At 70.7% G+C, this 26,685-nt stretch carries 27 protein-coding genes; 10 read left to right on the top strand and 17 right to left on the bottom strand.

Annotated features, from left to right (window positions below; all coding sequences use genetic code 11):
• Window positions 1-177 precede the first annotated feature (177 nt).
• The gene (locus tag ACODT0_RS14005) at window positions 178-513 is read right to left on the bottom strand and encodes a hypothetical protein (RefSeq protein WP_057596950.1); all 336 of its coding nucleotides are present in this window, start codon (window positions 511-513) and stop codon (window positions 178-180) included.
• Window positions 514-780: 267 nt separating this feature from the next.
• Here ACODT0_RS14005 and pgm point away from each other — a divergent pair, with 267 nt between their 5' ends.
• A complete protein-coding gene (gene pgm / locus ACODT0_RS14000) occupies window positions 781-2,451 on the top strand; it encodes a phosphoglucomutase (alpha-D-glucose-1,6-bisphosphate-dependent) (RefSeq protein WP_489041522.1) in 1,671 nt (556 codons plus the stop codon).
• Between the two features lie 13 nt (window positions 2,452-2,464).
• Window positions 2,465-2,875 carry a PPC domain-containing DNA-binding protein gene (locus ACODT0_RS13995; protein ID WP_489041521.1) on the top strand — a complete coding sequence of 137 codons (411 nt, stop codon included), beginning with the start codon at window positions 2,465-2,467 and terminating at the stop codon, window positions 2,873-2,875.
• Between the two features lie 14 nt (window positions 2,876-2,889).
• On the opposite strand, the gene ACODT0_RS13990 is transcribed toward ACODT0_RS13995, so the two are convergent.
• The 3 genes from ACODT0_RS13990 to ACODT0_RS13980 are packed head-to-tail and all read right to left on the bottom strand — an operon-like array spanning window position 2,890 to window position 4,863.
• Entirely contained in the window at window positions 2,890-3,948 is a 1,059-nt protein-coding gene (locus ACODT0_RS13990) for an aldo/keto reductase (RefSeq protein WP_489041519.1), read from the bottom strand.
• Window positions 3,945-4,313 carry a TIGR04076 family protein gene (locus ACODT0_RS13985; protein WP_057596942.1) on the bottom strand — a complete coding sequence of 123 codons (369 nt, stop codon included), beginning with the start codon at window positions 4,311-4,313 and terminating at the stop codon, window positions 3,945-3,947. Before ACODT0_RS13985 ends, ACODT0_RS13990 begins: the two co-directional genes overlap by 4 nt.
• Before the next feature lie 13 nt (window positions 4,314-4,326).
• Window positions 4,327-4,863, bottom strand: coding sequence for a helix-turn-helix domain-containing protein (locus ACODT0_RS13980; RefSeq protein WP_093342133.1), 537 nt, complete (start codon window positions 4,861-4,863; stop codon window positions 4,327-4,329).
• Between the two features lie 203 nt (window positions 4,864-5,066).
• Here ACODT0_RS13980 and ACODT0_RS13975 point away from each other — a divergent pair, with 203 nt between their 5' ends.
• Both ACODT0_RS13975 and ACODT0_RS13970 read left to right on the top strand, forming a co-directional pair.
• A complete protein-coding gene (locus ACODT0_RS13975; protein WP_057596940.1) occupies window positions 5,067-5,366 on the top strand; it encodes a DUF3311 domain-containing protein in 300 nt (99 codons plus the stop codon).
• A complete protein-coding gene (locus ACODT0_RS13970) occupies window positions 5,363-6,871 on the top strand; it encodes a sodium:solute symporter family protein (protein ID WP_296733524.1) in 1,509 nt (502 codons plus the stop codon). The genes ACODT0_RS13975 and ACODT0_RS13970 overlap by 4 nt, the downstream gene beginning before the upstream one ends.
• A 7-nt stretch (window positions 6,872-6,878) precedes the next feature.
• Here the strand turns inward: ACODT0_RS13970 and ACODT0_RS13965 are convergent, their stop codons facing one another.
• From ACODT0_RS13965 to ACODT0_RS13950, 4 genes are all read right to left on the bottom strand, one after another.
• Window positions 6,879-8,234: a homoserine dehydrogenase gene (locus ACODT0_RS13965; RefSeq protein ID WP_489041518.1), complete on the bottom strand. Its 1,356-nt coding sequence runs from the start codon at window positions 8,232-8,234 to the stop codon at window positions 6,879-6,881.
• Window positions 8,235-8,498: 264 nt separating this feature from the next.
• The gene (locus ACODT0_RS13960; protein ID WP_489041517.1) at window positions 8,499-9,575 is read right to left on the bottom strand and encodes an amino acid ABC transporter permease; all 1,077 of its coding nucleotides are present in this window, start codon (window positions 9,573-9,575) and stop codon (window positions 8,499-8,501) included.
• Window positions 9,572-10,579: an amino acid ABC transporter permease gene (locus ACODT0_RS13955; protein WP_261205634.1), complete on the bottom strand. Its 1,008-nt coding sequence runs from the start codon at window positions 10,577-10,579 to the stop codon at window positions 9,572-9,574. Before ACODT0_RS13955 ends, ACODT0_RS13960 begins: the two co-directional genes overlap by 4 nt.
• Entirely contained in the window at window positions 10,576-11,610 is a 1,035-nt protein-coding gene (locus ACODT0_RS13950; RefSeq protein WP_057596933.1) for an amino acid ABC transporter substrate-binding protein, read from the bottom strand. Before ACODT0_RS13950 ends, ACODT0_RS13955 begins: the two co-directional genes overlap by 4 nt.
• Window positions 11,611-11,795: 185 nt before the next feature.
• Here ACODT0_RS13950 and ACODT0_RS13945 point away from each other — a divergent pair, with 185 nt between their 5' ends.
• Window positions 11,796-12,185, top strand: a complete 390-nt coding sequence (locus ACODT0_RS13945) for a DoxX family protein (protein ID WP_057596931.1) — start codon at window positions 11,796-11,798, stop codon at window positions 12,183-12,185.
• A gap of 6 nt (window positions 12,186-12,191) precedes the next feature.
• On the opposite strand, the gene def is transcribed toward ACODT0_RS13945, so the two are convergent.
• From def to smc, 5 genes are all read right to left on the bottom strand, one after another.
• Window positions 12,192-12,731, bottom strand: coding sequence for a peptide deformylase (def, locus tag ACODT0_RS13940; RefSeq protein WP_057596930.1), 540 nt, complete (start codon window positions 12,729-12,731; stop codon window positions 12,192-12,194).
• A 60-nt stretch (window positions 12,732-12,791) separates the two neighbouring features.
• Window positions 12,792-13,232 (bottom strand): hypothetical protein, encoded by a 441-nt coding sequence (locus ACODT0_RS13935; RefSeq protein ID WP_261205632.1) that lies wholly within the window; start codon window positions 13,230-13,232, stop codon window positions 12,792-12,794.
• Window positions 13,233-13,342: 110 nt separating this feature from the next.
• Window positions 13,343-15,436 carry an NAD-dependent DNA ligase LigA gene (gene ligA, locus ACODT0_RS13930; RefSeq protein ID WP_489041515.1) on the bottom strand — a complete coding sequence of 698 codons (2,094 nt, stop codon included), beginning with the start codon at window positions 15,434-15,436 and terminating at the stop codon, window positions 13,343-13,345.
• An 80-nt stretch (window positions 15,437-15,516) separates the two neighbouring features.
• A complete protein-coding gene (locus tag ACODT0_RS13925; RefSeq protein ID WP_057596208.1) occupies window positions 15,517-16,614 on the bottom strand; it encodes a cell division protein ZipA C-terminal FtsZ-binding domain-containing protein in 1,098 nt (365 codons plus the stop codon).
• Window positions 16,615-16,627: 13 nt separating this feature from the next.
• Window positions 16,628-20,143, bottom strand: coding sequence for a chromosome segregation protein SMC (smc, locus tag ACODT0_RS13920; RefSeq protein WP_057596209.1), 3,516 nt, complete (start codon window positions 20,141-20,143; stop codon window positions 16,628-16,630).
• Window positions 20,144-20,291: 148 nt separating this feature from the next.
• Between smc and ACODT0_RS13915 the strand changes: the two genes are divergently transcribed.
• The 5 genes from ACODT0_RS13915 to ACODT0_RS13895 all read left to right on the top strand — a co-directional run bounded on the left by ACODT0_RS13915 (window position 20,292) and on the right by ACODT0_RS13895 (window position 23,883).
• Window positions 20,292-21,050: a hypothetical protein gene (locus ACODT0_RS13915; RefSeq protein ID WP_057596210.1), complete on the top strand. Its 759-nt coding sequence runs from the start codon at window positions 20,292-20,294 to the stop codon at window positions 21,048-21,050.
• Between the two features lie 91 nt (window positions 21,051-21,141).
• Complete coding sequence (locus tag ACODT0_RS13910; protein WP_261205628.1) at window positions 21,142-21,498, top strand: helix-turn-helix domain-containing protein; 357 nt, start codon at window positions 21,142-21,144, stop codon at window positions 21,496-21,498.
• Complete coding sequence (locus tag ACODT0_RS13905; RefSeq protein ID WP_261205626.1) at window positions 21,495-22,790, top strand: type II toxin-antitoxin system HipA family toxin; 1,296 nt, start codon at window positions 21,495-21,497, stop codon at window positions 22,788-22,790. The genes ACODT0_RS13910 and ACODT0_RS13905 overlap by 4 nt, the downstream gene beginning before the upstream one ends.
• Window positions 22,791-22,910: 120 nt before the next feature.
• Complete coding sequence (locus ACODT0_RS13900; protein WP_057598152.1) at window positions 22,911-23,141, top strand: hypothetical protein; 231 nt, start codon at window positions 22,911-22,913, stop codon at window positions 23,139-23,141.
• 49 nt (window positions 23,142-23,190) lie between these two features.
• Window positions 23,191-23,883 carry a P-loop NTPase family protein gene (locus ACODT0_RS13895; RefSeq protein ID WP_057596214.1) on the top strand — a complete coding sequence of 231 codons (693 nt, stop codon included), beginning with the start codon at window positions 23,191-23,193 and terminating at the stop codon, window positions 23,881-23,883.
• 7 nt (window positions 23,884-23,890) lie between these two features.
• On the opposite strand, the gene fabG is transcribed toward ACODT0_RS13895, so the two are convergent.
• The 4 genes from fabG to ACODT0_RS13875 are packed head-to-tail and all read right to left on the bottom strand — an operon-like array spanning window position 23,891 to window position 26,674.
• On the bottom strand, window positions 23,891-24,622 hold the full coding sequence (gene fabG, locus ACODT0_RS13890) for a 3-oxoacyl-ACP reductase FabG (RefSeq protein WP_489041514.1): 732 nt from the start codon (window positions 24,620-24,622) through the stop codon (window positions 23,891-23,893).
• Complete coding sequence (locus tag ACODT0_RS13885) at window positions 24,619-25,095, bottom strand: hotdog family protein (protein ID WP_296733483.1); 477 nt, start codon at window positions 25,093-25,095, stop codon at window positions 24,619-24,621. Before ACODT0_RS13885 ends, fabG begins: the two co-directional genes overlap by 4 nt.
• On the bottom strand, window positions 25,092-25,856 hold the full coding sequence (locus tag ACODT0_RS13880; protein ID WP_261205623.1) for a class I SAM-dependent methyltransferase: 765 nt from the start codon (window positions 25,854-25,856) through the stop codon (window positions 25,092-25,094). The genes ACODT0_RS13885 and ACODT0_RS13880 overlap by 4 nt, the downstream gene beginning before the upstream one ends.
• Entirely contained in the window at window positions 25,853-26,674 is an 822-nt protein-coding gene (locus ACODT0_RS13875) for a polysaccharide deacetylase family protein (RefSeq protein ID WP_261205622.1), read from the bottom strand. Before ACODT0_RS13875 ends, ACODT0_RS13880 begins: the two co-directional genes overlap by 4 nt.
• Window positions 26,675-26,685 lie beyond the last annotated feature (11 nt).

The raw sequence follows: 26,685 nt of genomic DNA, 5'->3' as shown, positions 1-26,685 counted from the left end.
GAGTCCGGAAAATCGCAATCTATTGTTCTCTCAAAACTGACCGTGGAGCGATCCGGGCGGGTCGAATTGTGACGTTCGCGGTCTTCGCGCAACACCGTGGCATCGAAGCAGGACCAAAGCATTCGCGGATGCGGTGCCCTGGAACCGGGGAAGCGAGGTCGAGCCGACAGGTCTTTCTTATTGGCAGCTCGCCCCCACGATGCGGCCCGAGGGCTCGATCCGCACGTTGAGGCGGGTCGGATCGAGCACGGGATCGGGCGGGTCGGTGGAGAGCACGGTGCGCGCGAACCTGGCGCCGCTGCGCTGGCGCATTTCCTCGAGCAGCGGCTGGGTGGCGCGCAAACCCAGCGCGAAGCGCACGCCCTCGGCCAGGCAGCTTTCGGGCGGCGGCGCGAAGGCCGGCGGCTCCGGCACTTCGGAGGTGAGAGGACGGTCCTTGGGCGGCGCCTGGCAGCCGGCGGCCAGCAGGAGCAATGCCGCGAGAGAGAGCCAGTGTCGGCCGTGGATGCGCATTCGGGGGTTCCTTGAACGGGGCGTAGCTTAGTCGCGCCCGGCCGCGAATTCGGGCGATTTCGGCCAAACGAGAACAAAAGTATCGACAAAATTCACGATCTCCCTACCAGATTCCAGAGGGAAAACGTTTGCTTGATCTTGGCATGCGATCCGGCGCGCAGTCCAGCGGCGATGACGCGCCGATCGCCGACTGTGCCATCGGCGCTTGCCACCGTATCCTAGGAGCACCCGGCCCGGCGCCGCCTTCCGAACCCTGGACACACACCGATGAGCCCTGCCTCCAAGACCGCGGCACCCGCCGCCCTCCCCGGCCAGCCCGCGCCGCACGACCTGCTGGTGAACGTGCCGCGGCTGGTCTCGGCCTACTACAGCGGCCGGCCCGATCCCTCGGTGCCCGCGCAGCGCGTGGCCTTCGGCACCTCGGGCCACCGCGGCTCGTCCTTCGACAACGGCTTCAACGAATGGCACGTGCTCGCGATCAGCCAGGCGATCTGCGACTACCGGCGCCAGAAAGGCATCGATGGCCCGCTGTTCCTCGGCATCGACACCCATGCGCTCTCGACGCCGGCCTTCAACAGCGCGGTCGAGGTGCTGGCGGCCAACGGCGTCGAGCTGATGCTTTCGCAGGACGACGAATACACGCCCACGCCCGCGGTGTCGCACGCGATCCTGGTCTACAACCGCGGCCGCAGCAGCGGCCTGGCCGACGGCATCGTCATCACGCCCTCGCACAACCCGCCAGAGAGCGGCGGCTTCAAGTACAACCCGCCCAACGGCGGCCCGGCCGGCACCGACATCACCTCGGCGGTCGAGGCCGCCGCCAACGGTTTCCTGGCCAACGGCCTGCAGGGCGTGAAGCGGCTGCCGCTGGCGCAGGCGCTCCAGGCCTCGACCACGCACCGGCACGACTACCTCAACACCTATGTGGAAGACCTGGCGCAGGTGCTCGACATGGACGCCATCCGCGACGTGCCGATCGCGCTGGGCGTCGATCCGCTGGGCGGCGCGGGCGTGCACTACTGGCCCGCGATCGCCGAGCGCTACAAGCTCTCGCGCCTGACGGTGCTGAGCCAGGAGGTCGACCCGACCTTCCGCTTCATGTCGCTCGACTGGGACGGCCGCATCCGCATGGACCCCTCCTCGCCCGATGCGATGCACCAGCTGATCGCGCTCAAGGACCGCTTCGGCATCGCCTTCGCCTGCGACACCGACCACGACCGCCACGGGGTGGTGGCGGGCAGCAGCGGCCTGATGCAGCCCAACAGCTACCTCGCGGTGATGATCGACTACCTCTACACGCACCGCCCCGGCTGGCCCGCCGCCGCGGCCGTCGGCAAGACGGTGGTGAGCAGCCGCATGATCGACCGCGTGACCCAGCGCCTGGGCCGCCGGCTGTACGAGGTACCGGTGGGCTTCAAGTGGTTCGTCGACGGGCTGGTCGACGGCTCGCTGGCCTTCGGCGGCGAGGAAAGCGCGGGCGCGACCTTCCTGCGCCGCGACGGCACGGCCTGGACCACCGACAAGGACGGCATCGTGCCGGCGCTGCTGTCGGCCGAGATCGCCGCGCGCACCGGCCGCGATCCGGGCGAGCGCTATGCCGAGCTCACGCAGGCGCTGGGCCGGCCGGTCTCCGACCGCGTCGACGCGGCGGCGACGGTCGAGCAGAAGAAGCGGCTGTCGAACCTGTCGCCGGCGCAGATCCGCTCGACCGAGCTCGCGGGCGAGAAGATCGTCGAGGTGCTGAGCCATGCGCCCGGCAACGGCGCGGCCATCGGCGGCGTGAAGGTGGTCACGGAGAACGGCTGGTTCGCCGCGCGTCCGTCGGGCACCGAGAACATCTACAAGATCTACGGCGAGAGCTTCCAGGGCCGGGAACATCTCGCGCGCATCCTCGAGGAAGCGCAGCAGGTGGTGGACGGCGCGCTCGCGGCGCCCTGAGACGCATCGCGCGATGCGCACGCTGGCCCTGCGCCTCTCGCCCGGCGACGACCTGCGCGCGGCGCTCGACCGCGTGCTCGCGCAGCAGGCGGTGGACGCGGCCTTCGTGCTCTCGGGCATCGGCAGCCTGCGCGGTGCGCGGATCCGCTTCGCGGGCGCGCCCGAGCCCACGGCGCTCGAAGGCGACCTGGAGATCCTCACGCTCTCGGGCTCGCTCTCGCCCGACGGCTCGCACCTGCACATCAGCGTGGCGGACGCGCAGGGCCGCGTCTGGGGCGGCCATGCGGCGCCGGGCTGCGTGGTGCGCACCACCGCTGAAGTGTTGCTGGCGCTGCTGCCCGCATGGCGCTTCTCGCGCGAGCACGACGAGGCCACGGGCTATGCCGAACTGAGGATGCGCGAGAAACCGCTGGATCGCGACTGAGCCAGGCGGGTTGCTCAGTGCGGCTTGTCGTTGAGGTCGTACTTCATGACGCGGCCATGCCGCCCCTCGATGTCGCGCTCGACCTCGTAGACATCGCCGCTGTCCGGGCGGCGCTGCGCGAGCACCGCGTCGAGCGCCGCGAGGTCGGCCGCATCGAGCTGCAACGCGAGCATGCGCAGGTGGTCGGGCAGATGGTCGCCGCGGCGCACGCCGACGATCACGGCCGCCACCTCGGGCTGCGCGAGCACCCAGCGCATCGCGACCGCCGACAGCGAGGTGCCGTGCCGCCGCGCGATCTGCCGCAAGGCTTGCAGCAGCGCCTGGAACAGATCCCAGCCGCCGAAGTCGTCGATGATCAGCTTGTACTTGACCAGCGAGCGGTTCTCCAGCGGCTCGGCCGGTTCGCTCGCGCCAAGCCAGCGTTCCGAGAGAAAGCCGCCGGCCACGCTGCCGTAGCACAACAGCTTCACGCCGGCCTGCGCGCACCAGGCCGCGAGCCGTGCGCGTGGCCGCTGGTCGAGCAGCGAGTACTGCACCTGCATGCTGCGCAGCGGCAGGCCCGCGTCGCCCAGTTCGTGCGCGCGCCGCGTGTCGAAGTTGGTACCGCCCAGCAGCTCGATCTTGCCGGCGCGCTGGAGCTCGGCGAGCCAGTGCGCGACCTCGACGTAGCGCGGCACGCGGTAGTCCCACCAGTGGAACTGCACCAGGTCGAGCCGCTCCACGCCGAGGCGGCGCAGCGAGCGGTCGATGGTCTGCTCGACCTGGCGCTTGTCGATGATCGAAAGCAGCGCGAGGTCGGGCACGAACTTGGTGTGCACGCGCAGCTGCGCAAGGCTGTCGGCGCCGTGGCGCGCGCGGTGCTCGCGGCGGAACTCGCCAATCAGTTCCTCGACGCCGGTGTAGATGTCGGCGCAGTCGAAGGTGGTGATGCCGGCCTGGTAGTAGGCCGACATGTCGGCGATGGCCGCGGCGCGGTCGATGCCGCCATGGCCGCCGGCGAGCTGCCAGCCGCCCTTGAGCATGCGCGAGATGGAATAGCCGGGGGCGAGTTCGGTGCGGGGGACGGTGCTCATGGTCGAAGGTCGGAAGGGTGGACCACGGCCGTGGTGTCGGCGTGGCGGAAGACGCGCGTGCCGATGCGCGTGATGCGCAGGCGCGAGGGACAGTTCGGGTCTGGACAGGCGATCTCGGCGTCGGTGCTCATCCAGTCGTTGCCGTCGGTGGCGCGCTGCTTGGCGGCCAGCAGCGGCAGCACCGCGCCCAGCGAGTAGATCGAGAAGCCCTGCCCCGGCGGCAGGTGCAGCATCTCGCCGCGCAGCTCGAAGTGGTCGCCGGGCTGGCCGCAGTAGATGCGCGCGCCCTCGGGCGCGACCACCTCGACGCGCAGGTCGTGCAGCGTGAAGCTGCGCTCGGCGGCGGGATCGGTCGGTGTGCTCATGGGAGGCTCCTGCTCAGGGATTGGGCGGCGTCACCGACAGGATGATTTCGGTCGGCGCCTGCGAGGCGTTCATGTAGCGATGCGGCAGCCGCGCGTCGAAGGAGATGCTCTCGCCGGCCTGCACCGGGTAGTCGACGCCCGCGACCTGCGCCACCAGCGCGCCGGCCACCACGTAGACGCACTCGGCCGAGGCGTGGCCGCGCGGCTCGTCGGCCGACATCTGGCCCGGCTGCAGCACGGCGCGCAGCACCTCGAGCTGGCCCACGCCGGCGGTCAGCCGCTCGTAGGCGACCTGGCCCTGCGGCGCCGTGAGCATCGCGCGCCGTCCCGGCCGGCTGACCCAGACGGTGGGCGGCGCGGGGTCGGAGAACAGCGAGGACACCGATTCGCCGAACACGCCCGCGAGCCGGCGCAGGGTTTCGAGGCTGGGGTCGGTGACCGCGCGCTCGATCTGGCTCAGCAAGGTGGCCGACACGCCGGCCTGGGCCGCGAGCTCGCGCAACGAGAGGCCGCGCGCGGTGCGCAGTTCCTTGAGCCGTTCGCCGATCATGGGTGGGGATTTCCTTTTGTGCAGTCTGGCAGCACGAATGAGGCAATGCTATGTGCCATGACGGTGCACGTCAAGCTGGCTGAACGCCCAGGATCGATGCGTTATTTACAAGGAAAACCCGAACTCGCCCCGCTTGTGCTCCGTGCACTTTCGCTGCACACTCCGCGCCCATCTCGTGCAGCAGCACTTCACAGGAGTTTCGAATGGCCGGCCCGTCTCCCTCCTCCACCGCATCGCCTCCGCGCCGCCGCGCCTACCGATGGCTGCTGGCCTTTCCCTTCGTCTGGCAGGCCGGCCTCGCGCCCGTGGTCAACGACATCGCGCTGCGGCCCTTCGGCCTGCCGTTCCCGATGGCCTGGCAGATGGCGGGCATCGTGCTCACGAGCGTGGCGATCGCGCTGGTGTTCCGGCTCGACGCGCGCCATGGCGTGGAGGACGAGGAAGCCGACTTCCTCGCGCGGCACCAGGACGCCGGGACCGACGGCCACGGGAGCGCGCGATGAAGCTCGCGATCGTCCTGGCCATCCTGCTCGCCACGGTCGCGGGCGCCATCGCCTACGGCCGCCGCACCCGGCGCGCCGCCACCCTGGCCGAATGGGCCGTGGGCGGCCGCAGCCTTGGCACCCTGCTGTTCTGGTTCATGAACGCGGGCGAGGTCTACACCACCTTCGCGGTGCTCGGCATCTCGGGCTATGCCTGGGCGCTGGGCGCGCCGGCCTACCTGGCCTTCTGCTCGGTGTCGATGAGCTATGCGGTCGGCTACTGGCTGATGCCGAAGATCTGGCGCGCGGGGCGCATCGGGCGCCTGCTCACGCAATCCGACTTCTTCGCCGCGCGCTACGAGGCGCCCTGGCTCGGCGTGCTCACCGGCGTGGTCGGCATCGCCTCGCTGGTGGTCTACGTGCAGATCCAGCTCGTGAGCCTGGGCCTGATCGTGCAGCTCACGCTCGACGGCGCGGTATCGAGCGAGGCCGCGACCATCGGCGCGGGCCTGTTGATGATCGCCTTCGTGTTCGTGGCCGGCGTGCGCTCGGCGGCCTTCGCGGCCGGCGTGAAGGACGTGCTGATGGTGCTGGTCGTGGTGCTGCTGAGCGTGACGGTGGCGAGCAAGGTGGGCGCGGCCTCGCTGCTCGACCTGTTCGCGCTGGCCGAAGCGAAGCATCCGGGCATCGGCAGCTTCCCGGGCCTCGATGCGAGTTCGCCGACCACCGCGATCTGGCTCATGACCTCGGCCATCAACATCGCGCTGGGCAACTGGGTGTTCCCGCACCTGTTCCAGATGTCGTACACGGCGCACAGCGCCACCGCGATCCGGCGCAACGCGATCTGGCAGCCGATCTACTCGCTGGCCTATTTCTTCATCATCCTGCTGGGCTTCGCGGCGCTGATCGCGGGCACGCAGCCGCCGGGCGGCAACCTCAACGCGGCGCTGCTGCAGTTCGTGTCCGACCGCTATCCGGCCTGGACCGTGGGCCTGCTCGCTGGCACCGGCTTCCTGCTGGCGCTGGCGCCGGGCTCGCTGCTGCTGCTGACGGCCGGCTCGATCTTCACGCGCAACGTGGTGCGGCCCTTCAGGCCCGCGCTCGGCGAAGGCGCGGCGCTGGCGCTGTCGCGCGGCTCGCTGGTGTGCTTCGCGGCGATCGCCGTGTGGTTGTCGATCAGCCAGAAGGGCTCGCTGGTGAAGATCCTGCTCGACGCCTATTCGGCCATCGGCATGCTGGCGCCCGGCGTGTTCCTCGGCTTCCTCTGGAAGCGCACCAGCGCGCTCGGCGTGCTGGCCGGGCTGATCGCGGGTTTCGCGGCCCTGCTCGCGCCGCCGGCCGCGAAGTTCTGGGCCACCGCGCTGCCGCAATGGGAGGCCGGGTTGATCGCGATGGCGATCAATGCGGCGGTGGTGGTGGCCGTGAGCCTGGTCACGCAACGGCCGCGCGCCGCCGCGCTGGCACTGGGGCAACTCGACGACGGGGCACCGCGCGCACCCCGCGGCCTGCCCGCGCGAGTCGCCTGAACGCGCGTCAAGCCTCCAGCATCTCCACGCGCAGCGTCGCGACCGCGCCGGCCACGGCCGGGTGCGACTGCAGCGCATGCACCGCGAGATCGAGCGCGCCCTGCGCCATCGGCTCGGTCAGCACCAGCACCTGCGCACCGGCCGCGCAGGGCGCGGCCAGCGTCACCCGCCGCAAGGGCACCTGCTGGCTCGCGAGCCAGGCCGTGACGGACTCGATGCCGCCGGCCGCGTGCACCGGTACGCGCAGGTAGTGCGCGCTGCGCACCGCCGCGCGCGGCAGCACCTCGAGCGCATTCATCGCATGCGCATGGAAGCCCAGGTGCGGCACGCGCTGCGCGGCCGGGGTGCCGGCCAGCCGGGCCACGTCCACCAGGTCGGCGATCACGGCCGAGGCGGTCTGCTCCGAGCCGGCACCGGCGCCGTAGTACATCGTCACGCCCGAGGCATCGCCCTTGACCATCACCGCGTTCATCGAGCCGTTCACATGCGCCATCAGATGCTCGGCGGGCACCAGCGCGGGCTGCACGCGCAGCTCGACGCCCTCCTCGCGGCGGCGCGCCACGCCCAGCAGCTTGACCCGAAAGCCCAGCTGCTCGGAGCAGGCCACGTCCAGCCCCTGCAGCGCCGTGATGCCCTCGGCCTGCACGTCGGCGAAGCGCAGCGGCATGCCGAAGGCATTGGCCGCGAGCAGCGTGAGCTTGTGGGCCGCGTCGATGCCTTCGATGTCGAAGGTCGGATCGGCCTCGGCATAGCCGAGCGCCTGGGCCTGCGCGAGCGCGGCCCCGAAGTCCAGGCCCTCGTCGCGCATCTTGCTGAGGATGAAGTTGGTGGTGCCGTTGACGATGCCCGCCACCCATTCGATGCGGTTGGCCACGAGGCCTTCGCGCAGCGCCTTCACGATCGGGATGCTGACCGCCACCGCACCCTCGTAGGCCACCGCCACGCCGTGGCGGCGCGCGGCTTCGAAGATCTCGCCGCCATGCTCGGCCAGCAGCGCCTTGTTAGCCGTCACCACGTGCTTGCCGTGGGCGATCGCGGCCAGCACCCAGTCGCGCGCCGCGCCGGTGCCGCCGGCCACCTCGACCACCACGTCGAGTTCGGGATGGGTCGCGACGCGCATCGCGTCGTCGGTGAGCGCCACGCCCTCGCCCACGATGCCCGCGGCGCGCGCGAGGTTGCGCGCGGCCACGATGACGATCTCGATGCCGCGGCCGGCGCGCGCGGCGATCTGGTCGTGGTTGCGCGCCAGCACGCGGAAGGTGCCCGAGCCGACGGTGCCGATGCCGATCATGCCCACGCGCAGCGCTCGCATGGCCTGGCTGGGCACGACGGTTTCTAGGGACTGGACGGGATCGCGGTACATGGGCTTCTCCAAACGACAAAAACAAAAACCCAGCTGCCAGAGCTGGGTTTCATTCGTTCGGGGGAAGAGCGATCACCAGGTGGCTGCCGGAACGGCCACCTGCGCGTGCTCAGGTGGCCGCGGTGGTAATGGTGGTAATCATTCGTGCATCCATTGCCCATCCGGTCCGCGCGGAAGCGGACGGCATCATGCGGCCCATGCGGGCGTCGCTCGATGCGAAGGCGGGGTGGAAACACGACATGGGGGCGGAGTGTACAGGACGCCTCAGGCCGGCTCGGCCTGGACCACGCGCGGCACGGCCGACAGGCGCCCCTCGAGCCACACGCTGTAGCGCGAGAGCCCGAAGCACAGCAGCCAGTAGATCGCCGCGATGAACAGGTAGCCCTCGAGGTAGAACGGCCGCCAGGTCGGATCGCCGCCGAGCGACAGGCCGAGTGCGCCCGTGAGCTCGAACAGCCCCACCACCGTGACCAGCGAGGTGTCCTTGAGCGTGCCCACCACGTTGTTGGTCAGCGCCGGCACGACCAGCCGCAGTGCCTGCGGCAGCACGATGTCGCGCTGCACCGGCCAGCGGCCGAAGCCCAGCGCCATCGCGACCTCGGTCTGGCCGCGCGGCACGGCCTGCAGGCCGCCGCGAATGATCTCCGCCAGGTAGGCGGCCACGAACAGCGACAGCCCGGCCAGCACGCGCACCAGCACGTCGGGCTGCCAGCCCGCGGGCCACAGCAGCGGCAGCAGGAACGAGGCCATGAACAGCACCGAGATCAGCGGCACGCCGCGCACCAGCTCGATGTAGCTCGCGCAGAGCGTGCGCACCACCGGCCAGCCCGAGCGGCGCCCGAGCGCCAGCAGCAGCGCGAGCGGAAAGGCCAGCGCCAGCCCGACCACCGCGAGCCCGATGGTCAGCGGCAGGCCGCCCCAGCGGTTGGTCGGCACGTGGCTCCAGCCGAACACGCCGCCGCGCATCAGCAGCACGAAGGCCGCGAGCGCCAGCAGCCACAGCGCCGGCAGCCACCAGCGCCAGCTGCGCGGCCAGGCGCTGAGCAGCGTGACCGCCGACAGCAGAGCGACCGCGATCGCGGGGCGCCACTGGTCTTCATAGGGGAAGCGGCCGAACAGCATCGGCCGCCATTTCTCGGCCACCACGCCCCAGCAGGCGCCGTGTTGCACCGCGCGGCAGGCCTCGGCATCGGGGCGGAACACCGCGTGCACCACGGCCCAGTCGACCAGGTGCCAGCCGGCCCAGGCCAGCAGCGCCGCGAGCAGCAGCGTGGCGAGCGTGCGCAGCGGCGAACCCCAGAGTTCGTGCCGCCAGGCGATCGGGCCTCGCACGACCCTCATCGCCAGCCCCGCAGCGCGACGCGCGCGTTGTAGCGGTTCATGCCCAGCGAGATCACGAGCGACAGCAGCAGGTAGACCGCCATGATGATCGCGATGCACTCGAAGGCGCGGCCGTTCGCGCCGATGGTGGTGTTGGCCACCGACACCAGCTCGGGATAGCCGACCGCCACCGCGAGCGAGGAGTTCTTGACCAGGCTCAGCACCTGGTTGGTGAGCGCCGGCACGATCACGCGCAGCGCCTGCGGCAGGATCACGATGCGCAGCTGCTGCACCGGCGAGAAGCCCATCGCCTGCCCCGCGAGCACCTGCCCCTGCGACACCGACAGGATGCCCGCGCGCACGATCTCGGCCACGAAGGCGGCCGAGTAGAGCGACAGGCCCGCGACGATGGTCACGTACTCGGGGCTCAGCGCCGCGCCGCCGTTCACGCCGAAGTCGCCGCGCTCGGGCCATTCGAGGTGCGTGGGCCACCAGCCGCCCTCGCCCGCCACCGGCCACGGCACGCTGAGTCCGCCCTTGCTGAGCCACACGCCCGGCAGCAGCCGCACCGGCTCGGTCGGGTCGGGCAGCAGGTTCGCCATCACGAAGGCCAGCATCAGCAGTTGCACCAGCAGCGGCACGTTGCGCAGCAGCTCGACATAGGCGGCGCAGATGCCGCGCACCAGCACGTGCGGCGCGAGCCGGCCGATGCCGATCAGGGTGCCGAGCAGCACCGAGAAGACGACCGCCGGCACCGCGGCGCGCACGGTGTTGACGAGGCCGGCGAGGAAGGCCCGCCACGACGGCTGGCTGGCCTCGAAGTCGAGCCAGCCCTCGCTGATCGCGAAGCCCGCGGGCTCGCTGAGGAAGTCGAAGCCCGAGCGCACGCCGCGCGCGCGCAGCACCTCGAGCGCGTGGTGCACGACCCAGAAGGCGCCGGCCACCACGGCCAGCACCAACAGCACCTGCACGGCCCAGGCCAGCCAGGCCGAGCGGCGTTCACCGCCCGCGGCCCGCAGGCTCATCGCACCGGCGGTGCGTAGATCAGGCCGCCCTTGCTCCAGAGGTTGTTGGAGCCGCGCGGCAGCTTCAGCACCGACTTCGGTCCGACGTTGCGCTCGAAGATCTCGCCGTAGTTGCCCACGGCCTTGATCGCGCGGTAGGACCAGTCCTTGTCGAGGCCCAGCAGCTTGCCGAGGTCCTCGCCGGCGCCCAGCAGGCGCTGCTGCGCGGGGTCCTTGCTCGAGGCCTTGAGCTGTTCGGCGTTGGCCTCGGTGATGCCGGCCTCCTCCGCCTCGATCAGCGCATTGGGCACCCACTTGGCGATCGCGAACCATTCGTCGTCGCCGCGGCGCACCAGCGGCGCCAGCGGTTCCTTGGAGATCAGCTCGGGCAGGATCAGGTAGTCGTCGGGGTTCTGCGCCTCCTTGTTGCGCAGGCCGGCGAGCGCCGAGGCGTCGGTGGTGAAGGCCTGGCAGCGGCCCGAGAAGAAGGCCTTGAACGAGGCCTCGAAGCTCTCGAACACGACCGTCTTGACGGGGATGTTCTGGGCCCGGAAGTAGTCGGAGACGTTCTTCTCGTTGGTGGTGCCCGACTGGGTGCAGATGGTCGCGTTCTTCAGTTGCTTGGCGCTCGTGACCTTGAGCTTCTTCGGCACCAGGAAACCCTGGCCGTCGTAGTAGGTGATGGTCGTGAAGTTGAAGCCCAGCGAGGCGTCGCGCGTGAGCGTCCAGGTGGTGTTGCGCGCGAGGATGTCGATCTCGCCGGCCTGCAGCGCCGAGAAGCGCTGTTGCGAATTGAGCGGCACGAACTCGACCTTCTTCGCATCGCCGAGCACGGCCGCGGCGATCGCGCGGCAGGTGTCGACGTCGAGGCCCGACCAGTTGCCCTGCGTGTCGGGCGCCGAGAAACCTGCCACGCCGTTGGTCACGCCGCACTTGAGGCTGCCGCGCTGCTTGACCGCGTCGAGGGTCTTGCCGGCGAAGGCGGGCGCGGCGGCGACCAGCGCGGCGGCGGTCGCCGCCAGGGCGAAGGCGGATCGGAATCGGGGCGTCATGGATGGGTTCTCCTCAGGCAAAAAGGCAGTGTACGAGGCGGCGCGCCGGGCCGCCAAGGAACCGGCGGTTGGATGCATATGCGAAGCCCGTGCATGCGCCATGGATGCCTGGTCCGATGCATGCCGTTTCTTCACTACCATACGGCCCTCGCAACATTTCGAACCATCACCGAGGAACCCCGACCATGTTCAAGTCCGACGACACCGGCAAGCTCATTCTTCGCGTCGCCCTGGGCATCCTGATCCTGCTGCACGGCATCGCCAAGGTGAGCAAGGGCGTGGACGGCATCGGCGGCATGCTGGCCTCGCACGGGCTGCCGGGCGTGCTGGCCTACCTGGTCTACGTGGGCGAGATCGTCGCGCCGGTGCTGCTGATCATCGGCCTGTACACGCGGCCCGCTGCCGCGATCGTGGCGATCAACATGCTCGTGGCGATCTGGCTGGTGCACCGCAAGGACCTCGGCGCCCTCAACGGCCAGGGCGGCTGGGCGCTCGAGCTGCAGGGCATGTTCCTGTTCGCGGCCATCGCGCTCGCGTTCACGGGCGGCGGCCGCTTCGGGCTCAACAACAAGTAGTCCGGCTCAATCGTCGTCGGCCGCGTCGAGGCCCGGGAACAGGACCTCGGTGTAGCCGAAGCGCGAGAAGTCGCGCACCCGCATCGGATAGAGCTTGCCCAGCAGGTGGTCGACCTCGTGCTGCACCACGCGCGCATGGAAACCGCTGGCCGTGCGGTCGATCGGGTCGCCGTAGGGATCGAAGCCCGTGTAGCGGATGTTCGAGAAGCGCGGCACCACGCCGCGCAGTCCCGGCACCGACAGGCAGCCTTCCCAGCCCTCTTCCTCGGCCTCGCCGATCGGCGTGATGACCGGGTTCAGCAGCACGGTGCGCGGCACCGGCGGTGCATCGGGATAGCGAGGATTCACGACGTCGGTGCCGAAGATCACCAGTTGCAGGTCGACGCCTATCTGCGGCGCCGCGAGGCCGGCGCCGTTGACCGCATGCATGGTCTCGAACATGTCGCGCACCAGCAGGTGCAGTTCGTCGGTGTCGAAGGCGGTGACCGGCTGCGCGATGCGCAGCAGGCGCGGATCGCCCATCTTGAGGATTTCGTGGATGGCCATGGCGCGGATTATCGCGACGGCACTCGCGCCCCGCGACGCGCCCGGCCTTTCGCGGCCACCTTACTGCTGGTGCGGCGAGCCCGGGGCGATGTTCTGCGGCACATAGCCCGGCATGCCCGGCAGGGCGCCCGGCACGCCACGCCCGGTGCCGGGGGTCACCGGCACGGTCCGCTGCGGCGGCAGCCCCACGGGCGGCGCGACGACCGGCGGGCGGCCACCGCCCCAGCCCGGACGCCCGCCGCCGCCGTTCCAGCCCGGACGCGGCGGGTAGGGATAGCCGGGGCGCCCGTAGTAGGGCCGGTCGCGGTAGTAGGGACGGCGGTCGTAGTACGCCCCGCCATTGATGTAGACCGGCGCGGGCTGCACCACCACCGGGTCGGAATAGTAGGGATCCGAGTAGCCCCCGCTGTAGTACGGATCGCCGGGCACCGCGACGCAGCCGGTGAGCAGCGCGAGGCCACCGGCGGCGAGGCATAAACCGAGAACACGAGTTTTCTGCATGAGGGTCTCCTTGTCAGCCTTCTGCGTTCATTCAACGTACCAGCTTGTAGGCCCTGTTGACTGCGCTGGTGTGAAGTCGCGTAACGGCCGGTAAGGAGGACGCCGTCCTCTCATTCCGCGGCCGGAGGCACGCCGTTGGCGAGTATGTCCAGCATACGCGCCTCGTCGATCACCTCGACGCCGTTCTCGCGCGCCTTGTCGAGCTTGCTGCCGGCGTCCTCGCCGGCCACCAGGTAGTGGGTCTTCTTGCTGACCGAGCCGGCGACCTTGGCGCCGGCCATCTCCAGTTTGTCCTTCGCCTCGTCGCGGCTCAGCGTAGGAAGGGTGCCGGTGATGACGAAGGTCAGTCCCGCCAGCGGCTTGGGCACGCGCGCCGCGGGCTCGCCCTCCTCCCAGCTCAGGCCGCAGGCGCGCAGCTGCTCGACCACCTCGCGGTTGTGCGGCTGGTCGAAGAAGGTGCGCAGGCTCTGCGCCACCACCGGACCGACGTCGTTGACCTCGAGCAGCAGCTCCTCGCTCGCGTCCATGATCGCGTCGAGCTTGCCGAAGTGCTTGGCCAGGTCCTTGGCCGTGCTCTCGCCCACGTGCCGGATGCCCAGGCCGAAGAGGAAGCGCGGCAGCGTGGTCTTCTTCGAGGCCTCGAGCGCGTCGACCAGGTTCTGCGCCGACTTGTCGGCCATGCGCTCCAGCCCCGCCAGCGTGGTGAAGCCCAGCTTGTAGAGATCGGGCAAGGTGCGGATCAGGTTGGCGTCGACCATCTGTTCGACCAGCTTGTCGCCGAGCCCGTCGACGTAGACCGCGCGGCGCGCCGCGAAATGCAGGATCGCCTCCTTGCGCTGGGCACCGCAGAACAGCCCGCCAGTGCAGCGGTAGTCGGCCTCGCCCTCCTCGCGTACGGCATCCGAGCCGCAGACCGGGCACTTGTGAGGCATGGTAAAGATGGCTCCGCGCTCGCCCTCGGGCCGCGCCAGGCTCTCGGGCGTGACGCCCACCACCTCGGGGATCACGTCGCCCGCGCGCCGCACGATCACGCGGTCACCCACGCGCACGTCCTTGCGGCGCGCCTCGTCCTCGTTGTGCAGCGTGGCATTGGTCACGGTCACGCCACCGACGAACACCGGCGCCAGCTTGGCCACCGGCGTGAGCTTGCCGGTGCGCCCCACCTGCACCTCGATGCCGAGCACCTCGGTGATCTGCTCCTGCGCCGGGTACTTGTGCGCCACGGCCCAGCGCGGCTCGCGCGAGACGAAGCCGAGCTGGCGCTGCAGCTCGACGCTGTCGACCTTGTAGACCACGCCGTCGATGTCGTAGGGCAGGCTGTCGCGCTGGCGCCCGATGTTCTCGTGGAACGCGATCAGCTCGATCGCGCCGGTCGCGCGCGCGGTCTGTATCGCCACCGGAAAGCCCCAGGCATGGAACTGCTGCAGCCAGTCGAACTGGGTCGGGCAGTCGGGCCCGCCCTCGGCCGGCGGCGTGACCTCGCCGAGGCCGTAGGCGAAGAAGCTCAGCGGCCGCTCGGCGGCGATCGCCGGGTCGAGTTGCCGCACCGCTCCCGCGGCCGCGTTGCGCGGGTTCACGAACACCTTCTCGTTCTTCTGGCCGGCCGCGATCCTCTGCCGCTGGCGCTCGTTGAGCGCCTCGAAGTCGGCGCGCTTCATGTAGACCTCGCCGCGCACCTCGACCACCGGCGGCGCGTTGCCCTTCAGGCGCAGCGGGATCTCGCGCACGGTGCGGATGTTCTGCGTGACCTCCTCGCCGACCTCGCCGTCGCCGCGCGTGGCGGCCTGCACCAGCACGCCGTTCTCGTAGCGCAGGTTCATCGCGAGCCCGTCGAACTTGAGCTCGCAGACGTAGGCGATCTGCGGACCGTCCTCGGCCAGGCCGAGCTCGCGCCGCACGCGCGCGTCGAAGCTGCTGGCGCCGCCGGGCGTGATGTCGGTCTCGGTGCGGATCGACAGCATCGGCACCCTGTGGCGCACCTTGACGAAGCCGTCGAGCACCTTGCCGCCCACGCGCTGCGTCGGCGAGTCGGGCGTGCGCAGGTCGGGGAACTCGGCCTCGATCGCCTGCAGCCGCTGGAACATGCGGTCGTACTCGGCGTCGGGCAGCGCGGGCGCGTCGAGCACGTAGTAGAGATGGGCGTTGTGGTGGAGCTTCTCGCTCAGGTCGGCGGCTTCGCGGGCCGCTTCGTCGCGCGTGGTCATGGGGTGTCTTCCGAAAAAACGATGCGGCCGCCCGACCGCTTCGTGGCGGGCTGGGCGGCCTTGTGCATGGCGGGAACGGCTTAGCTGAAGAGCCGGCGCGCCAGCGGCGAACCCGCCGCGAGGTCGCGCGCGTCGAGCGTGTCGTAGAGCTGCTCGAGGTCGGCGCCGATGGCGTCCATGGTCTCGTCGCGCAGCAGCTGGCCGTCGCTGTCGGTCACCACGCCGTCCATCTCGCGCGCCAGCGTGGCGGCGATCTCGCGCATGCGGGTGAAGGGCTGCTCGCCGCGGTCGACCTGGGGCACGTCGAGGCTCAGGCTCAGTTCGCGGATGGCCGACTGCGCCGGGTCGTCGGCCAATGCGGCCTGGGTGTCGAAGGCCAGGCCCAGGATCGGCGGCAGGCCCAGCTCGCTGGTCGGCAGCACCATGCGGCCCGGGATGATGCCGGCCACGAAGCCCAGGCGCGCGGCGTTCTGCTGCACGTAGCCCGGGCTCCAGGCCGCGTGCAAGGCGCGCAGCACGAAGCCCAGCTGCGCATCGTGCGCGCTGGCGAACTGGTCGAGCTCGCGCGCGCGCGCCACCTCGTCGAGCATCTCTGGGAACTCGGGCGCGCCGTTCAGCGCGTCGGCGAAGGCCTGGGCCTTCACCACGAATTCCGAATACTCGATCTCGTTGAGCGCGCCGGTGCGGTTGGCCAGCTGCACACCGACCTGGAAGGCGCCGTAGCGCTGTCCCGGCACGGGCGGCTCCCATTGGCGCGAGTGCTCGTTCAGGCCCTCGATGGCGACCGGCTTGCTGCCCGCGCGGCGCGTCGGCGGCATGGCGGCAATGGCCGCGTCGCCCGAGGCCAGGCCATCGAGCGAGATCGGCGCGATCACGTCGATCAGCGGATCGAGCCCGCCGCGCCGCTCGCCCGTGGGCACCGGCAGCGTGCCGGGCGCAGGCAGGTCGGGATCGAACAGCGGTTCATGCCGGTCGTTCGTCGGCACCTGGCGCGGATCGACGTGCATCACCGGCTCGTAGCCGTCGTCGGACGGTGCGCGCTGCGCATCGGCCGGATCGCCATCGGCCGCATCGGGCTGGCGCGGTGCGTTGCGGCGCGAACGCAGGGCGTCGTAGCCGATCACGGCCGCGAGGACGAGGCCACCGAGGATGGCCAGGGCAAGCGTGAGATTGCTCATGGGTGCGCGCGCCTCAGGCGGCCTCGACCATCGAGGCCGCCGCTTCCATGTCGACCGCGACGATGCGCGACACGCCCTGCTCCTGCATCGTCACGCCGATCAGCTGCTCGGCCATTTCCATGGCGATCTTGTTGTGGCTGATGAAGAGGAACTGGGTTTCACGGCTCATGGCGGTCACGAGTTTGGCGTAGCGCTCGGTGTTGGCGTCGTCCAGCGGCGCATCCACTTCGTCCAGCAGGCAGAACGGGGCGGGATTGAGCTGAAAGATCGCGAACACCAGCGCGATCGCGGTCAGCGCCTTCTCGCCGCCCGACAGCAGGTGGATGGTCTGGTTCTTCTTGCCCGGCGGCTGCGCCATCACCTGCACGCCGGAGTCGAGGATCTCGTCGCCGGTCATCATCAGCTTGGCGTTGCCGCCGCCGAACAGCTCGGGGAACATGCGGCTGAAGTGCTCGTTCACGGTCTTGAAGGTGCCGCCGAGCAGGTCGCGCGTCTCGGCGTCGATCTTGCGGATGGCGTCCTCGAGCGTGGTGATCGCCTCGTTGAGGTCGCTCGACTGCGCATCGAGGAAGACCTTGCGCTCGCTCGCCACCGCGAGCTCGTCGAGCGCCGCGAGGTTGACCGCGCCGAGCGCCACCACCTCGCGGTTCAGCCGGTCGATCTCGCCCTGCAGGCCGGCCAGCCGCACCTTGTCGGTCTCGATCGACAGCGCGATGGCCTCGAGGTCGGCACCGGCATCGGCCAGCAGCTGCTCGTACTGCTCGAAGCCCAGGCGCGAGGCCTGTTCCTTGAGCTGGAATTCGGTGATGCGCTGGCGCAGCGGGTCGAGCTCGCGCTCGAGCTGCAGCCGGCGCTCGTCACTGGCGCGCAGCTTGAGCGTGAGGTCGTCGTACTGGCTGCGCGCGGCGCCGAGCGCGGTCTCGCGCTCGAGCTTGAGCGCGAGCGCGTCCTGCAGCCCGGCCTGGGCGGCGGCATCCGACAGCCGGCCCAGTTCGCCGCGGGCGCGCTCGTCCTCGTCGGCCAGCGCCACGGTTTGCTGCGAGGCCGTCTCGATCGAGCGGTTGAGTTCGCCGCGGCGCGCCTCGAGCGTGCGCTGCGCGAAAGTGGCTTCCTGCGCCTGGCGTTCGAGGCTGCGGTGCTGCTCGCGGCTGGCGGCCAGCGCGCGGCCGGCCTCGATCACGCGTTCGTCGAGCTCGGCATGGCGCTCCTGGCTGTCGGCCAGCTGCATGTCGAGCTCCTCGAAGCGGCCCTCGGCGGCGATGCGGCGCTCCTGCAGTTCCTCGAGCTGGGCATCGACCTCGCCGAGGTCGGCCGCGAGCTGCTCGCTGCGCGCGCGGGTCTGTTCGGCCAATTGCGTGAGGCGCAGCGTCTCGACCTGCAGTTCGTGCGCGCGCGACTGCGTGTCGGCGGCTTCGCGGCGCGCCGATACCAGCCGCTGCGCGGCGTCGGCGTAGGCGGCCTCGGCGCGCACCAGGGCCGCGCGGGCCTCCTCGCTGATCAGCGCCTGGGCGCGCAACTGGCGGTCGAGGTTCTCCATCTCCTGTTGGCGCGCCAGCATGCCGGCCTGCTCGGAGTCGGGGGCGTAGAAGTTGACGCCGTGCGCGCTGACCGCGTGGCCGCTCTGCACGTAGATCGTCTCGCCAGGCTGCAGCGCGCCGCGCTGGGCCAGAGCCTCCTCGAAGCTCGCGGCGGTGTAGCAGCCGTGCAGCCAGTCGGCCAGCAAGGCCTGCTGGCCCGCGTCGTTGAGGCGCAGCAGGCTCGACAGCCGCGGCAGATTGGCGGCGCCTTCGGGCACACCGGCCACGGGCGGGCTGAAGAAGGCCAGCTTGGCGGGCGGCGCGTCGTTGGCGAAGGCGCGGACCATGTCGAGGCGGCTGACCTCGAGCGCGCCCAGGCGCTCGCGCAGCGCGGATTCGAGCGCGTTCTCCCAGCCCTGCTCGATGTGGATGCGGCTCCACAGGCCCTGCAGGCCGTCGAGCCCGTGCTTGGCGAGCCAGGGCGCGAGCTTGCCGTCGGTCTTGACCTTCTCCTGCAGCGCGCGCAATGCCTCGAGCCGCGCCGACAGCTCGGCATGGCGCGCACCCTCGCTGTTCACCGCCTGCTGGCGCGTGCGACGGTCGTCGTCGAGCCGCGGCACCGCTTCCTGCAGGTCCTGCAGCCGCGCGTCGGCCTCGCTGGCCGCTTCCTGCGCGGCCTCGAGCTGCTCCTGCATCGCCACCAGCTTCGCCTCGTCGGGCGCGGCCAGTGCGTTCTGGTCGGCGCGCAACCGTTCGCTGCGCTGGTTGAGCTGGCGCGACTGCTCCTCGATGTTGCGCTGGTCGGCCGCCAGCACCTGGATCTGCTGCTGCACCTGCACGACGGCCGTGCGCTGCGAATTGGCCTGGTCCTGCGCCCGCTGCTGCGCTTCCTCGAGCTCGGGCATGCGCGCGTCGTGCTCCTCGAGCTGGGCCGCGAGCAGCACGGCCTGCTCCTCGGCGTCCACGCCCTGGCCGGCCAGCGTTTCGATCTCGGCCTCGGCCTCGACGCGGCGGTTGTCCCACTGCGCGATCTGCTCGCGCAACTGCACCAGCCGCTGCTCCACGCGCTGGCGGCCCTCGACCACGAAGCGGATCTCGCCCTCGAGCCGGCCGACCTCGGCGCTGGCCTCGTACAGCTTGCCTTGCGCCTGATTCACCAGGTCGCCGGCGCCGTAGTGGGCCTGGCGCACGGTCTCGAGCTCGTTCTCGATGTGGCGCAGGTCGGCCGTGCGCGACTCGAGGTCGTTGATCGCCTTCTCGGACTCGGCCTTGATGCGCGCCTTGTCGCTCTCGCTCTCGGCGCGCTTGAGGAACCACAGCTGGTGCTGCTTCTTCGTGGCATCGCCCTGCAGCGCGTTGTAGCGTGCGGCCACCTCGGCCTGCTTCTCGAGCTTCTCGAGATTGGCGTTGAGCTCGCGCAGGATGTCCTCGACGCGCGTGAGGTTCTCGCGCGTGTCGCCCAGGCGGTTCTCGGTCTCGCGGCGGCGTTCCTTGTACTTCGAGACGCCCGCGGCTTCCTCGAGGAACAGGCGCAGTTCCTCGGGCTTCGATTCGATGATCCGGCTGATCGTGCCCTGGCCGATGATGGCGTAGGCGCGCGGGCCCAGACCGGTGCCGAGGAACACGTCCTGCACGTCGCGCCGGCGCACCGGCTGGTTGTTGATGAAGTAGCTGCTGGTGCCGTCGCGCGTGAGCACGCGCCGCACCGCGATTTCGCCGAACTGGTTCCACTGGCCGCCGGCGCGGTGGTCGGCGTTGTCGAACACCAGTTCCACGCTCGAGCGGCTGGCCTGCTTGCGCGAGGTCGTGCCGTTGAAGATCACGTCCTGCATCGACTCGCCGCGCAGTTCCGAGGCACGCGATTCGCCGAGCACCCAGCGCACCGCATCCATGATGTTCGACTTGCCGCAACCGTTGGGCCCGACCACCCCGACCAGTTGGCCCGGCAGCAGGAAGTTGGTGGGTTCGGCGAACGACTTGAAGCCCGAGAGCTTGATGGAATTGAGACGCACGACTTGTCGGCCTGTCCTGCGTCACTGTGTCCCGGCCCGGGAGGTCAGGTCAACAATTAACGCCAAGGTATTGATTTGTAAGGAAAATTGCACGGGCCCGCCGCTTGAAGCAGGCCGCCGCCCCAGCCGTGGATGATAACGTCAGGGCATGAGCGAATCCTCGGTTTCTCCCCTGAAAGACCGCCGCGCCTGGCTGCTGGCGGGCGCCGGCGCCCTGCTCGGGCTCGGCGGCTGCGGCGCGTTCCAGAACACCCAGCGCGCCGAGCCCTATGCCAACCAGGAGTGGCTGCAGTCCGGCGCCAACCGCATCGCCAACCTCTCGCTGCGCGACAACCTCGAATCGATACGGCGCGTGCAGACCACGCTCTACCGGCGCAATCCGCGCGAATGGCGCAAGTCGGCCGCCAGCATGGACGCCGCCAGCCAGCGCGCCTGGACCGCCGTGACGCAGGGGCCCGACCTGCCCGAGCTGCACGGCGCCACCGGTATCGAGGCGATCCGCCTGGCCTTCGACACCGGGCCGCAGGGTTACCAGGGCGACCGCGTGGCCGCGCTGGTGGTGGGCTGGGCCTCGATGCTCAAGCAGGCCAACGGCGACACCTGGGAGCAGTCCATGATCGACGGCGTCAACGCCGAGAACAGCTACCGGGCCGCGCGCAACTTCGAGATCTCGCTGTGGCTGATCGCCTCCAAGACCGGCCCCGACGGCCAGCCGCTGCTGCTGGCTACCGAGATCAGCGAACGCGGCCGCAATCTCGTGGCCGACCGCGAGCTGTCGAAGGTGGTTGCGCGGCTCGACCTGCTGGCGGCCCAGGCCGACGAGAAGTACCGGCGCGCGGCGCTCGATTTCGGACAGAACTGGGTGATGGGCGTGGTGATGCCCTTCTTCACGCTGGTGCCGCGCTGAATCCGGGCGGGCGGCACGCCGCCTTCGCCTCGGCCCGGGGAAGATATCGGAAACATATTTCCGATTTTCGTATTTACGGTAATATCTTTCCATGACCAAACAGGAACTGATCGCCGCGCTGATCGCCCGCCGCGAGGCCTCCGGCCTCACGGGCGCCGAGATCGCGCAGCGTTCGGGCCTGACCGAGCGCTCGGTGCGCAACGCGCTCGGACCGCAGGGCAATCCGCAGATGTCCTCGCTGCTCGCGCTGGTCGATGCGCTGGGGCTCGAGCTGCAGCTGGCGCCCAAGGGCTTCGGCGCCAGCGCCGCGCTCGACACCGATGCCGGTTACCGCCCCGTTCCCACGCGCGTGGGCACCGCGGTGGCCGCCATGGCACAGTCGCCCGCGCCGCCGCCCTACGCACCTGGCGCCCCGGCCCGCCGCGGCTCGCGCAGGCGCTCGCCATGAACGTCAAGATCCTCGAGATCGCGCTCGGCGCGCGCCGCTTCGGCAAGCTGTTCCAGTACGCCGACTTGTGCCGCTTCGTGGCCGAACCCGAGATCGTCGCGGCGCCGCCGGCCGAGGTGCTGTCGCTGTCGATGGTGGCGAACGATGCCGCCTCGCAGGCCGCCCTCTGGAGCGACGTCAAGAATCCGCTGTTCAATGCGCAGGGCGGCCAGTTGCCGCGCTTCTTCCAGAACCTGCTGCCCGAGGGCGTGCTGCGCAGCCACATCGCCCAGTTGCGCGGCTGCCGCGAGAACGATCATTTCGAGCTGCTCGCGGCCTGCGGCGGCGACCTGCCGGGCGCGGTGAGCGCGCGCCCGGTGTCGGTGGACCGCGCCACCCTGCAGCGGCTCATCACGCAGGACCAGGACGCACTCGAGATGTCGGTGGTCGAGCTGCCGATGCCGCAGGGCATCTCGGTGTCGGGCGTGCAGCCCAAGCTGGGCCTGCGCCGCCAGGGCGGGCGCTACGTGGCGCGCACCCGCGCCGGCGCCAGCACGCGCGTGATCGCCAAGCTGCCCGTGGCCGGGCGGCCGCACATGCCGCAGCTGGAGATGCTCTCGCTGCAGATGGCGTCCGCCGCGGGCGTGGCGGTCTGCCATGCCGAACTCGCGCCGCTGTCCGCAATTTCGGCCGAGCACAGCTACGCCCTGCCCGACGAGCCCGAGTTCCTTGCCGTCACGCGCTTCGACCGCGAAGGCGCGCGCCGCATCCACTTCGAGGACTTCGCGCAGGTGCTGGGCTTCGATCCGCTGCACAAGTACGGCGGCAGCTACCTCGACATGGCGCTCGCGATGCGGGCCTTTCCCTCGCTCGGCGAGGAGGCGGTGCTCGAGCTGGTGCGCCGGCTCGCGGTCAACGAGCTGCTCGGCAATCCCGATGCGCACCTGAAGAACTTCGGCGTGCTCTATCCCGATGGCGCCTCGCCGCGCTTCGCGCCGGCCTACGACATCGTGGCCTACGCGGCGCTGCAGGGCGTCGAGGGCCATGCGCTGCCGCTGCTGCCCGCGGCGGGCAAGGCAGCCCCGAAGCGCAGCGGCCTGTTCAGCCCGGCCAACGTGCGCGCCTTCTGCTTCTCGGCCGGCCTGCACGAGCCGCAGGTGCGCCGCGTGGTCGGCGACACCGCGCGCCGCGCGCGCGAGCAATGGCCCGCGATGATCGACGGCGCCACGCTGCCCGCGCCCTGGAAGGCGCGGCTGCGGCAGCGCCTGCAATCCCACCCCCTGCTGCAGGGCATGGCCCGGCGCGGCCAATAGACTCCCGGCCCGGCGGAGCCGGCATCGCGGCGAGGCCGGCGATACACACGCGCACAACTTTCCGCGATGATGCGTCCGCCCAGGTGACATAGTTCAACGCAACATGACGGGAATTGGCGCATGCGAGTCGGTATCGTGGTTCTGGAGTTGTTGATCGACGCGGGCGCGGCCTGCGCCGCCCTGGGCCTGCTCGGTGCCGGCAGCGCCGCCTTCACGGCCGCGAGGCGCCGCTTCATCGGCGGCGGCGACGGAGGCCTCGCCGCGCCCTCCCCGCACGGCCAGCCCCACGGCGGCGACGGCGGCCGTTCGGGCGATTCGCCCTCGTCCCGGGAACCCGCCCCCGGAAGCTGAGGCAAACTGTCGCCGGCTCCCTGAATCTTCCACATCTACCAGCGACACCATGAGCTCCATCAATTTCATCGGCGGCGAAAAAGGCGGGGTCGGCAAGTCGGTCACGGCACGGGTCCTGGCCCAGTACTTCATCGACCACAGCCGCTCCTTCACGGGCTTCGACACCGACCGTTCGCACAGCTCGTTCACCCGCTTCTACGAAGGCTTCGCCTCGCCCGTGGTGGTCGACAGCTTCGAAGGGCTCGACACGGTGGTCAACGGCTTCGAGACCCACCCGCAGCAGAGCGTGATCGTCGACCTCGCGGCACAGACGCTGGCACCGCTGGCGCGCTGGATCAAGGAATCCGACCTGTTCGACGTCTTCGCCGAGATCGGCGTGACCGTCAATTTCTGGCACGTGCTCGACGACGGCAAGGACTCCTCCGACCTGCTCGGCACGCTGGTCGATACCTTCGGCAACCGGCCCAACTACATCGTGGTGCAAAACTACGGCCGCGGCAGCGACTTCGGCACCCTGCTCGGCTCGCAGTCGATGTCCAAGGCCACCGCCAACGGCGCGCGCGTGATCGCGCTGCCGCGGCTGCACGAAGCCAGCATGCGCAAGATCGATGCGCAGAGCACCAGCTTCTGGAAGGCCGTGAACGACCGCGAAGGCCCGCACGCCCTGGGCCTGCTCGAAAGGCAGCGCGTGAAGTCGTGGCTGGCGACCGCCTACGCGGCCTTCGACACGCTGCCGCTCTGAGCGCCAGCTAGATCATTCCGCCGTTGACGGAAATCACCTGCCCGGTGATGTAGCCGGCTTCGTCGCTCGCGAGGAAGGCCGCCAGCGCCGCCACCTCCTCGGGTTTGCCGGCGCGCTTGGCGGGCACCATCTGCTGGATCAGCGCCGGGTCGAACGCCGCGTCGGCCATCGGCGAGGCGATGATCCCGGGCGCGATCGCATTCACCGTCACGCCGCGCGAGGCCACCTCGAGCGACAGCGCCTTGGTCGCGCTGTTGAGCGCGCCCTTGGCCGCGGCGTAGTTCACCTGGCCCTTGTTGCCCACCAGCGCCGCCACCGACGAGATGTTGAGCACGCGCCCCCAGCGGGTGCGCATCATCGGTAGCAGCAGGGGCTGGGTCACGCGGAAGAAGCCGTTGAGCGAGATGTCGATCACCTTGTGCCACTGCTCGGCGCGCATGCCCGGCAGCACCGCGTCGTCGTGCACGCCCGCGTTGTTGACGATCACCTGCACCGGCCCCGGCTCGAGCATGCGCGCGCAGGCAGCGGCGCAGGCCTCGTCGCTGCGCAGGTCGAAGACGTGGCATTCGGCCTTGCCGCCGGCCGCGGCGATCTTCGCGGCCAGCTGCTCGACCGCTTCGGGCCGCGAGTTCGCATGCAGCAGCACGGTCGCGCCGTCGCGCGCGAAGCGCTCGGCCATGGCGGCACCGAGCGCGCCGCTGGCGCCCGTGATCAGGGCGCGTTTTCCTTGGAGGCTCATGATTCCTTCGGGGTGTCCAGGGCCAGCGGCGTGTTCAGCACCACCACCGCGCGGCCATCGGCCAGCGCACGGCCTTCGCCGTCCCTGAGCCAGAACTCGTACATCACCTGCCGGGCGTCGCCCGACAGCCGCCGCGCCTCGACCTGCAGGCGCCCCTCGATCTCGTCGAGCCGCGCCACCGTCGTGCGCACGCCGCGCGTGCTCGCGAGGAAGCCGGCCGAGGGCGTGGCGCCTTCGCTCGCCAGCAGCCCGCCGTGCAGCGCCATGGCCTGCGCGGCGTACTCGATGGCATTCGGCGCCAGCAGCCCGCTGGCCGTGCGCAACGGGTTGTCGGCCTGGCGGTGGGTGGTGGTGCTGCAGCGGATCGTCTCCGCATCCCAGCCCTCGAGCCGTTCGAGCAGGCACATGCTGCCGCGGTGCGGAATGCGCTGCGCGATGCCGTCGCGCTCGAGCGTCTGCGGCACGAAGCTCATCGCGCGAGCTCCGGCACCAGATCGGCCACCAGCAGCACGTTGGCGAACGGCGTGCCTTCGCTCATCGGGATGCTCCGCACGCCGAAGCCCAGCCGCTCGAGCAGCGCCATCCATTCGGCCAGCGGACGGCCCCAGGTCGGCGACACCTTGTGGCCGCGCACGCGCGTCACGGTGCGGTCGACCCACTGGCTGATCGCGAAGCCGCGGCGGCTCGAGGCATCGCCCACGCGCAGCAGCAGCCGCGCCCGGGGACTGCCGCCGCGCTGCAAGGCGTCGCGCACGCGTCGCAGCACGCCTTCCTGCGCGGCATGGTCCACGTAGTGCAGCACGTCGAGGATCACGACCAGGTCGCAATCGGGCAGATCGGCCGCGCACATGTCGGCGCAGAGCAGCCGCGGCGCCGGCTCCAGATGGCCGATCGAGGCCTCGGCGCGCGCCACGTCCTTGGGCATCAGCTCGATGCCGGTGTACTCGGCGGCACTCGGCGTGGCGCCCCAGCCCGCGGGCCAGCGGCCCTGCTGCTGCATGCGGCTCATCGAGGCCAGCAGGCTCGCGAACAGGCCCTGGCCGCAGCCGATGTCGACCACGCGGCGATGCCGCGCATCGATCAGCCCGCGTTCGAGCAGGCCGCGGAAGACCGGATCGCGCCCGAGCTTGCCGCGCGCGAAATGCCAGGCGAAGCTGCCGCCCTTCCTGTAGGGATCGGTGGCGGCCTCGTGCAGCTCGCGCCAGGCGCCGTCGGTCGAGAGCACGGTGCTCATTCCCGAAGCCCCTCGGGCAGGGTCACGGCGCGCAGTCCATCGGCGCGCAGGCGTTCGAGCAGCAAGGGCAGTACCTCCAGCAATACGGGTTCTCCACGGGCGGTGCGCGCGGCATTGCCGTCGTGCAGCAGCAGGATGTCGCCGGCCGCCAGGCCGCGCGTGAGGCGTGCCAGCACGCGCTGCGCATCGCCCTCGCGGGTATCGAAGCCGCGGCGGGTCCAGCTCACGAGCGACAGGCCGAGCCGGTGCAGCACCGGCTCCAGGAAGGGGTTGCGCAGCCCGGCCGGCGCGCGAAAGCAGCTCGGGCGCTGGCCCGTCACCTCGCCCAGGATCTGCTGCGCCCGCGCGATCTCGCTGGCGAAGCCGCGTGGGCCGAGGAAGGAAAAGTTGTGCCGGTGCCGCGCCGTGTGGTTCTGGATGCTGTGGCCGCGCGCCACGATCTCGCGTGCCAGCGCCGGCCGGGCCTGCACGCGCTCGGCGATGCAGAAGAAGGTGGCGCGCTGGCCATGGGCATCGAGCAGGTCGAGCACGCGCGGCGTCACCGCGGGCTCGGGGCCGTCGTCGATGGTGATCGCCACCTCGCGGCGCGCGATGGCGGCCGCGGGCAGCCGCGTGACGTTGGGACCCAGCAGCCGGCTGCGCGGCGTGAGGCCGGCCGCGGTGATCAGCGCATGGTTGAGCACGATCGCGCCGAGGGCCCAGGGCCAGGCGCCCGGCACCAGCACGCCCGCGCCGACGGCGGCCGCGTGCCAGGCCGCGCTGGCGCGGATGGCGGGCGGCCAGGGCCAGGATTCGGGGGCGGCGGGTGCGGTCGACATGGCGCGGGATT

Source organism: Variovorax sp. FG153, from assembly GCF_057809595.1.
This window is presented reverse-complemented; position numbering and strand designations above follow the sequence as displayed.

Bases quoted from the DNA above. Each gene is read 5' to 3' on its own strand.
- def (WP_057596930.1), bottom strand. From the start codon at position 12,731: ATGGCCATCCACGAAATCCTCAAGATGGGCGATCCGCGCCTGCTGCGC.
- ACODT0_RS13990 (WP_489041519.1), bottom strand. From the start codon at position 3,948: ATGAGCACCGTCCCCCGCACCGAACTCGCCCCCGGCTATTCCATCTCG.
- ACODT0_RS13885 (WP_296733483.1), bottom strand. From the start codon at position 25,095: ATGAGCTTCGTGCCGCAGACGCTCGAGCGCGACGGCATCGCGCAGCGC.
- ACODT0_RS13970 (WP_296733524.1), top strand. From the start codon at position 5,363: ATGAAGCTCGCGATCGTCCTGGCCATCCTGCTCGCCACGGTCGCGGGC.
- ACODT0_RS13960 (WP_489041517.1), bottom strand. From the start codon at position 9,575: ATGAGGGTCGTGCGAGGCCCGATCGCCTGGCGGCACGAACTCTGGGGT.
- ACODT0_RS13980 (WP_093342133.1), bottom strand. From the start codon at position 4,863: ATGATCGGCGAACGGCTCAAGGAACTGCGCACCGCGCGCGGCCTCTCG.
- ACODT0_RS13975 (WP_057596940.1), top strand. From the start codon at position 5,067: ATGGCCGGCCCGTCTCCCTCCTCCACCGCATCGCCTCCGCGCCGCCGC.
- ACODT0_RS13995 (WP_489041521.1), top strand. From the start codon at position 2,465: ATGCGCACGCTGGCCCTGCGCCTCTCGCCCGGCGACGACCTGCGCGCG.
- ACODT0_RS13955 (WP_261205634.1), bottom strand. From the start codon at position 10,579: ATGAGCCTGCGGGCCGCGGGCGGTGAACGCCGCTCGGCCTGGCTGGCC.
- ACODT0_RS13910 (WP_261205628.1), top strand. From the start codon at position 21,142: ATGACCAAACAGGAACTGATCGCCGCGCTGATCGCCCGCCGCGAGGCC.
- ACODT0_RS13895 (WP_057596214.1), top strand. From the start codon at position 23,191: ATGAGCTCCATCAATTTCATCGGCGGCGAAAAAGGCGGGGTCGGCAAG.
- ACODT0_RS14005 (WP_057596950.1), bottom strand. From the start codon at position 513: ATGCGCATCCACGGCCGACACTGGCTCTCTCTCGCGGCATTGCTCCTG.
- ACODT0_RS13965 (WP_489041518.1), bottom strand. From the start codon at position 8,234: ATGTACCGCGATCCCGTCCAGTCCCTAGAAACCGTCGTGCCCAGCCAG.
- ACODT0_RS13950 (WP_057596933.1), bottom strand. From the start codon at position 11,610: ATGACGCCCCGATTCCGATCCGCCTTCGCCCTGGCGGCGACCGCCGCC.
- pgm (WP_489041522.1), top strand. From the start codon at position 781: ATGAGCCCTGCCTCCAAGACCGCGGCACCCGCCGCCCTCCCCGGCCAG.
- ACODT0_RS13905 (WP_261205626.1), top strand. From the start codon at position 21,495: ATGAACGTCAAGATCCTCGAGATCGCGCTCGGCGCGCGCCGCTTCGGC.
- fabG (WP_489041514.1), bottom strand. From the start codon at position 24,622: ATGAGCCTCCAAGGAAAACGCGCCCTGATCACGGGCGCCAGCGGCGCG.
- ACODT0_RS13925 (WP_057596208.1), bottom strand. From the start codon at position 16,614: ATGAGCAATCTCACGCTTGCCCTGGCCATCCTCGGTGGCCTCGTCCTC.
- ACODT0_RS13935 (WP_261205632.1), bottom strand. From the start codon at position 13,232: ATGCAGAAAACTCGTGTTCTCGGTTTATGCCTCGCCGCCGGTGGCCTC.
- ACODT0_RS13875 (WP_261205622.1), bottom strand. From the start codon at position 26,674: ATGTCGACCGCACCCGCCGCCCCCGAATCCTGGCCCTGGCCGCCCGCC.
- ligA (WP_489041515.1), bottom strand. From the start codon at position 15,436: ATGACCACGCGCGACGAAGCGGCCCGCGAAGCCGCCGACCTGAGCGAG.
- ACODT0_RS13985 (WP_057596942.1), bottom strand. From the start codon at position 4,313: ATGAGCACACCGACCGATCCCGCCGCCGAGCGCAGCTTCACGCTGCAC.
- ACODT0_RS13900 (WP_057598152.1), top strand. From the start codon at position 22,911: ATGCGAGTCGGTATCGTGGTTCTGGAGTTGTTGATCGACGCGGGCGCG.
- ACODT0_RS13945 (WP_057596931.1), top strand. From the start codon at position 11,796: ATGTTCAAGTCCGACGACACCGGCAAGCTCATTCTTCGCGTCGCCCTG.
- ACODT0_RS13915 (WP_057596210.1), top strand. From the start codon at position 20,292: ATGAGCGAATCCTCGGTTTCTCCCCTGAAAGACCGCCGCGCCTGGCTG.
- ACODT0_RS13880 (WP_261205623.1), bottom strand. From the start codon at position 25,856: ATGAGCACCGTGCTCTCGACCGACGGCGCCTGGCGCGAGCTGCACGAG.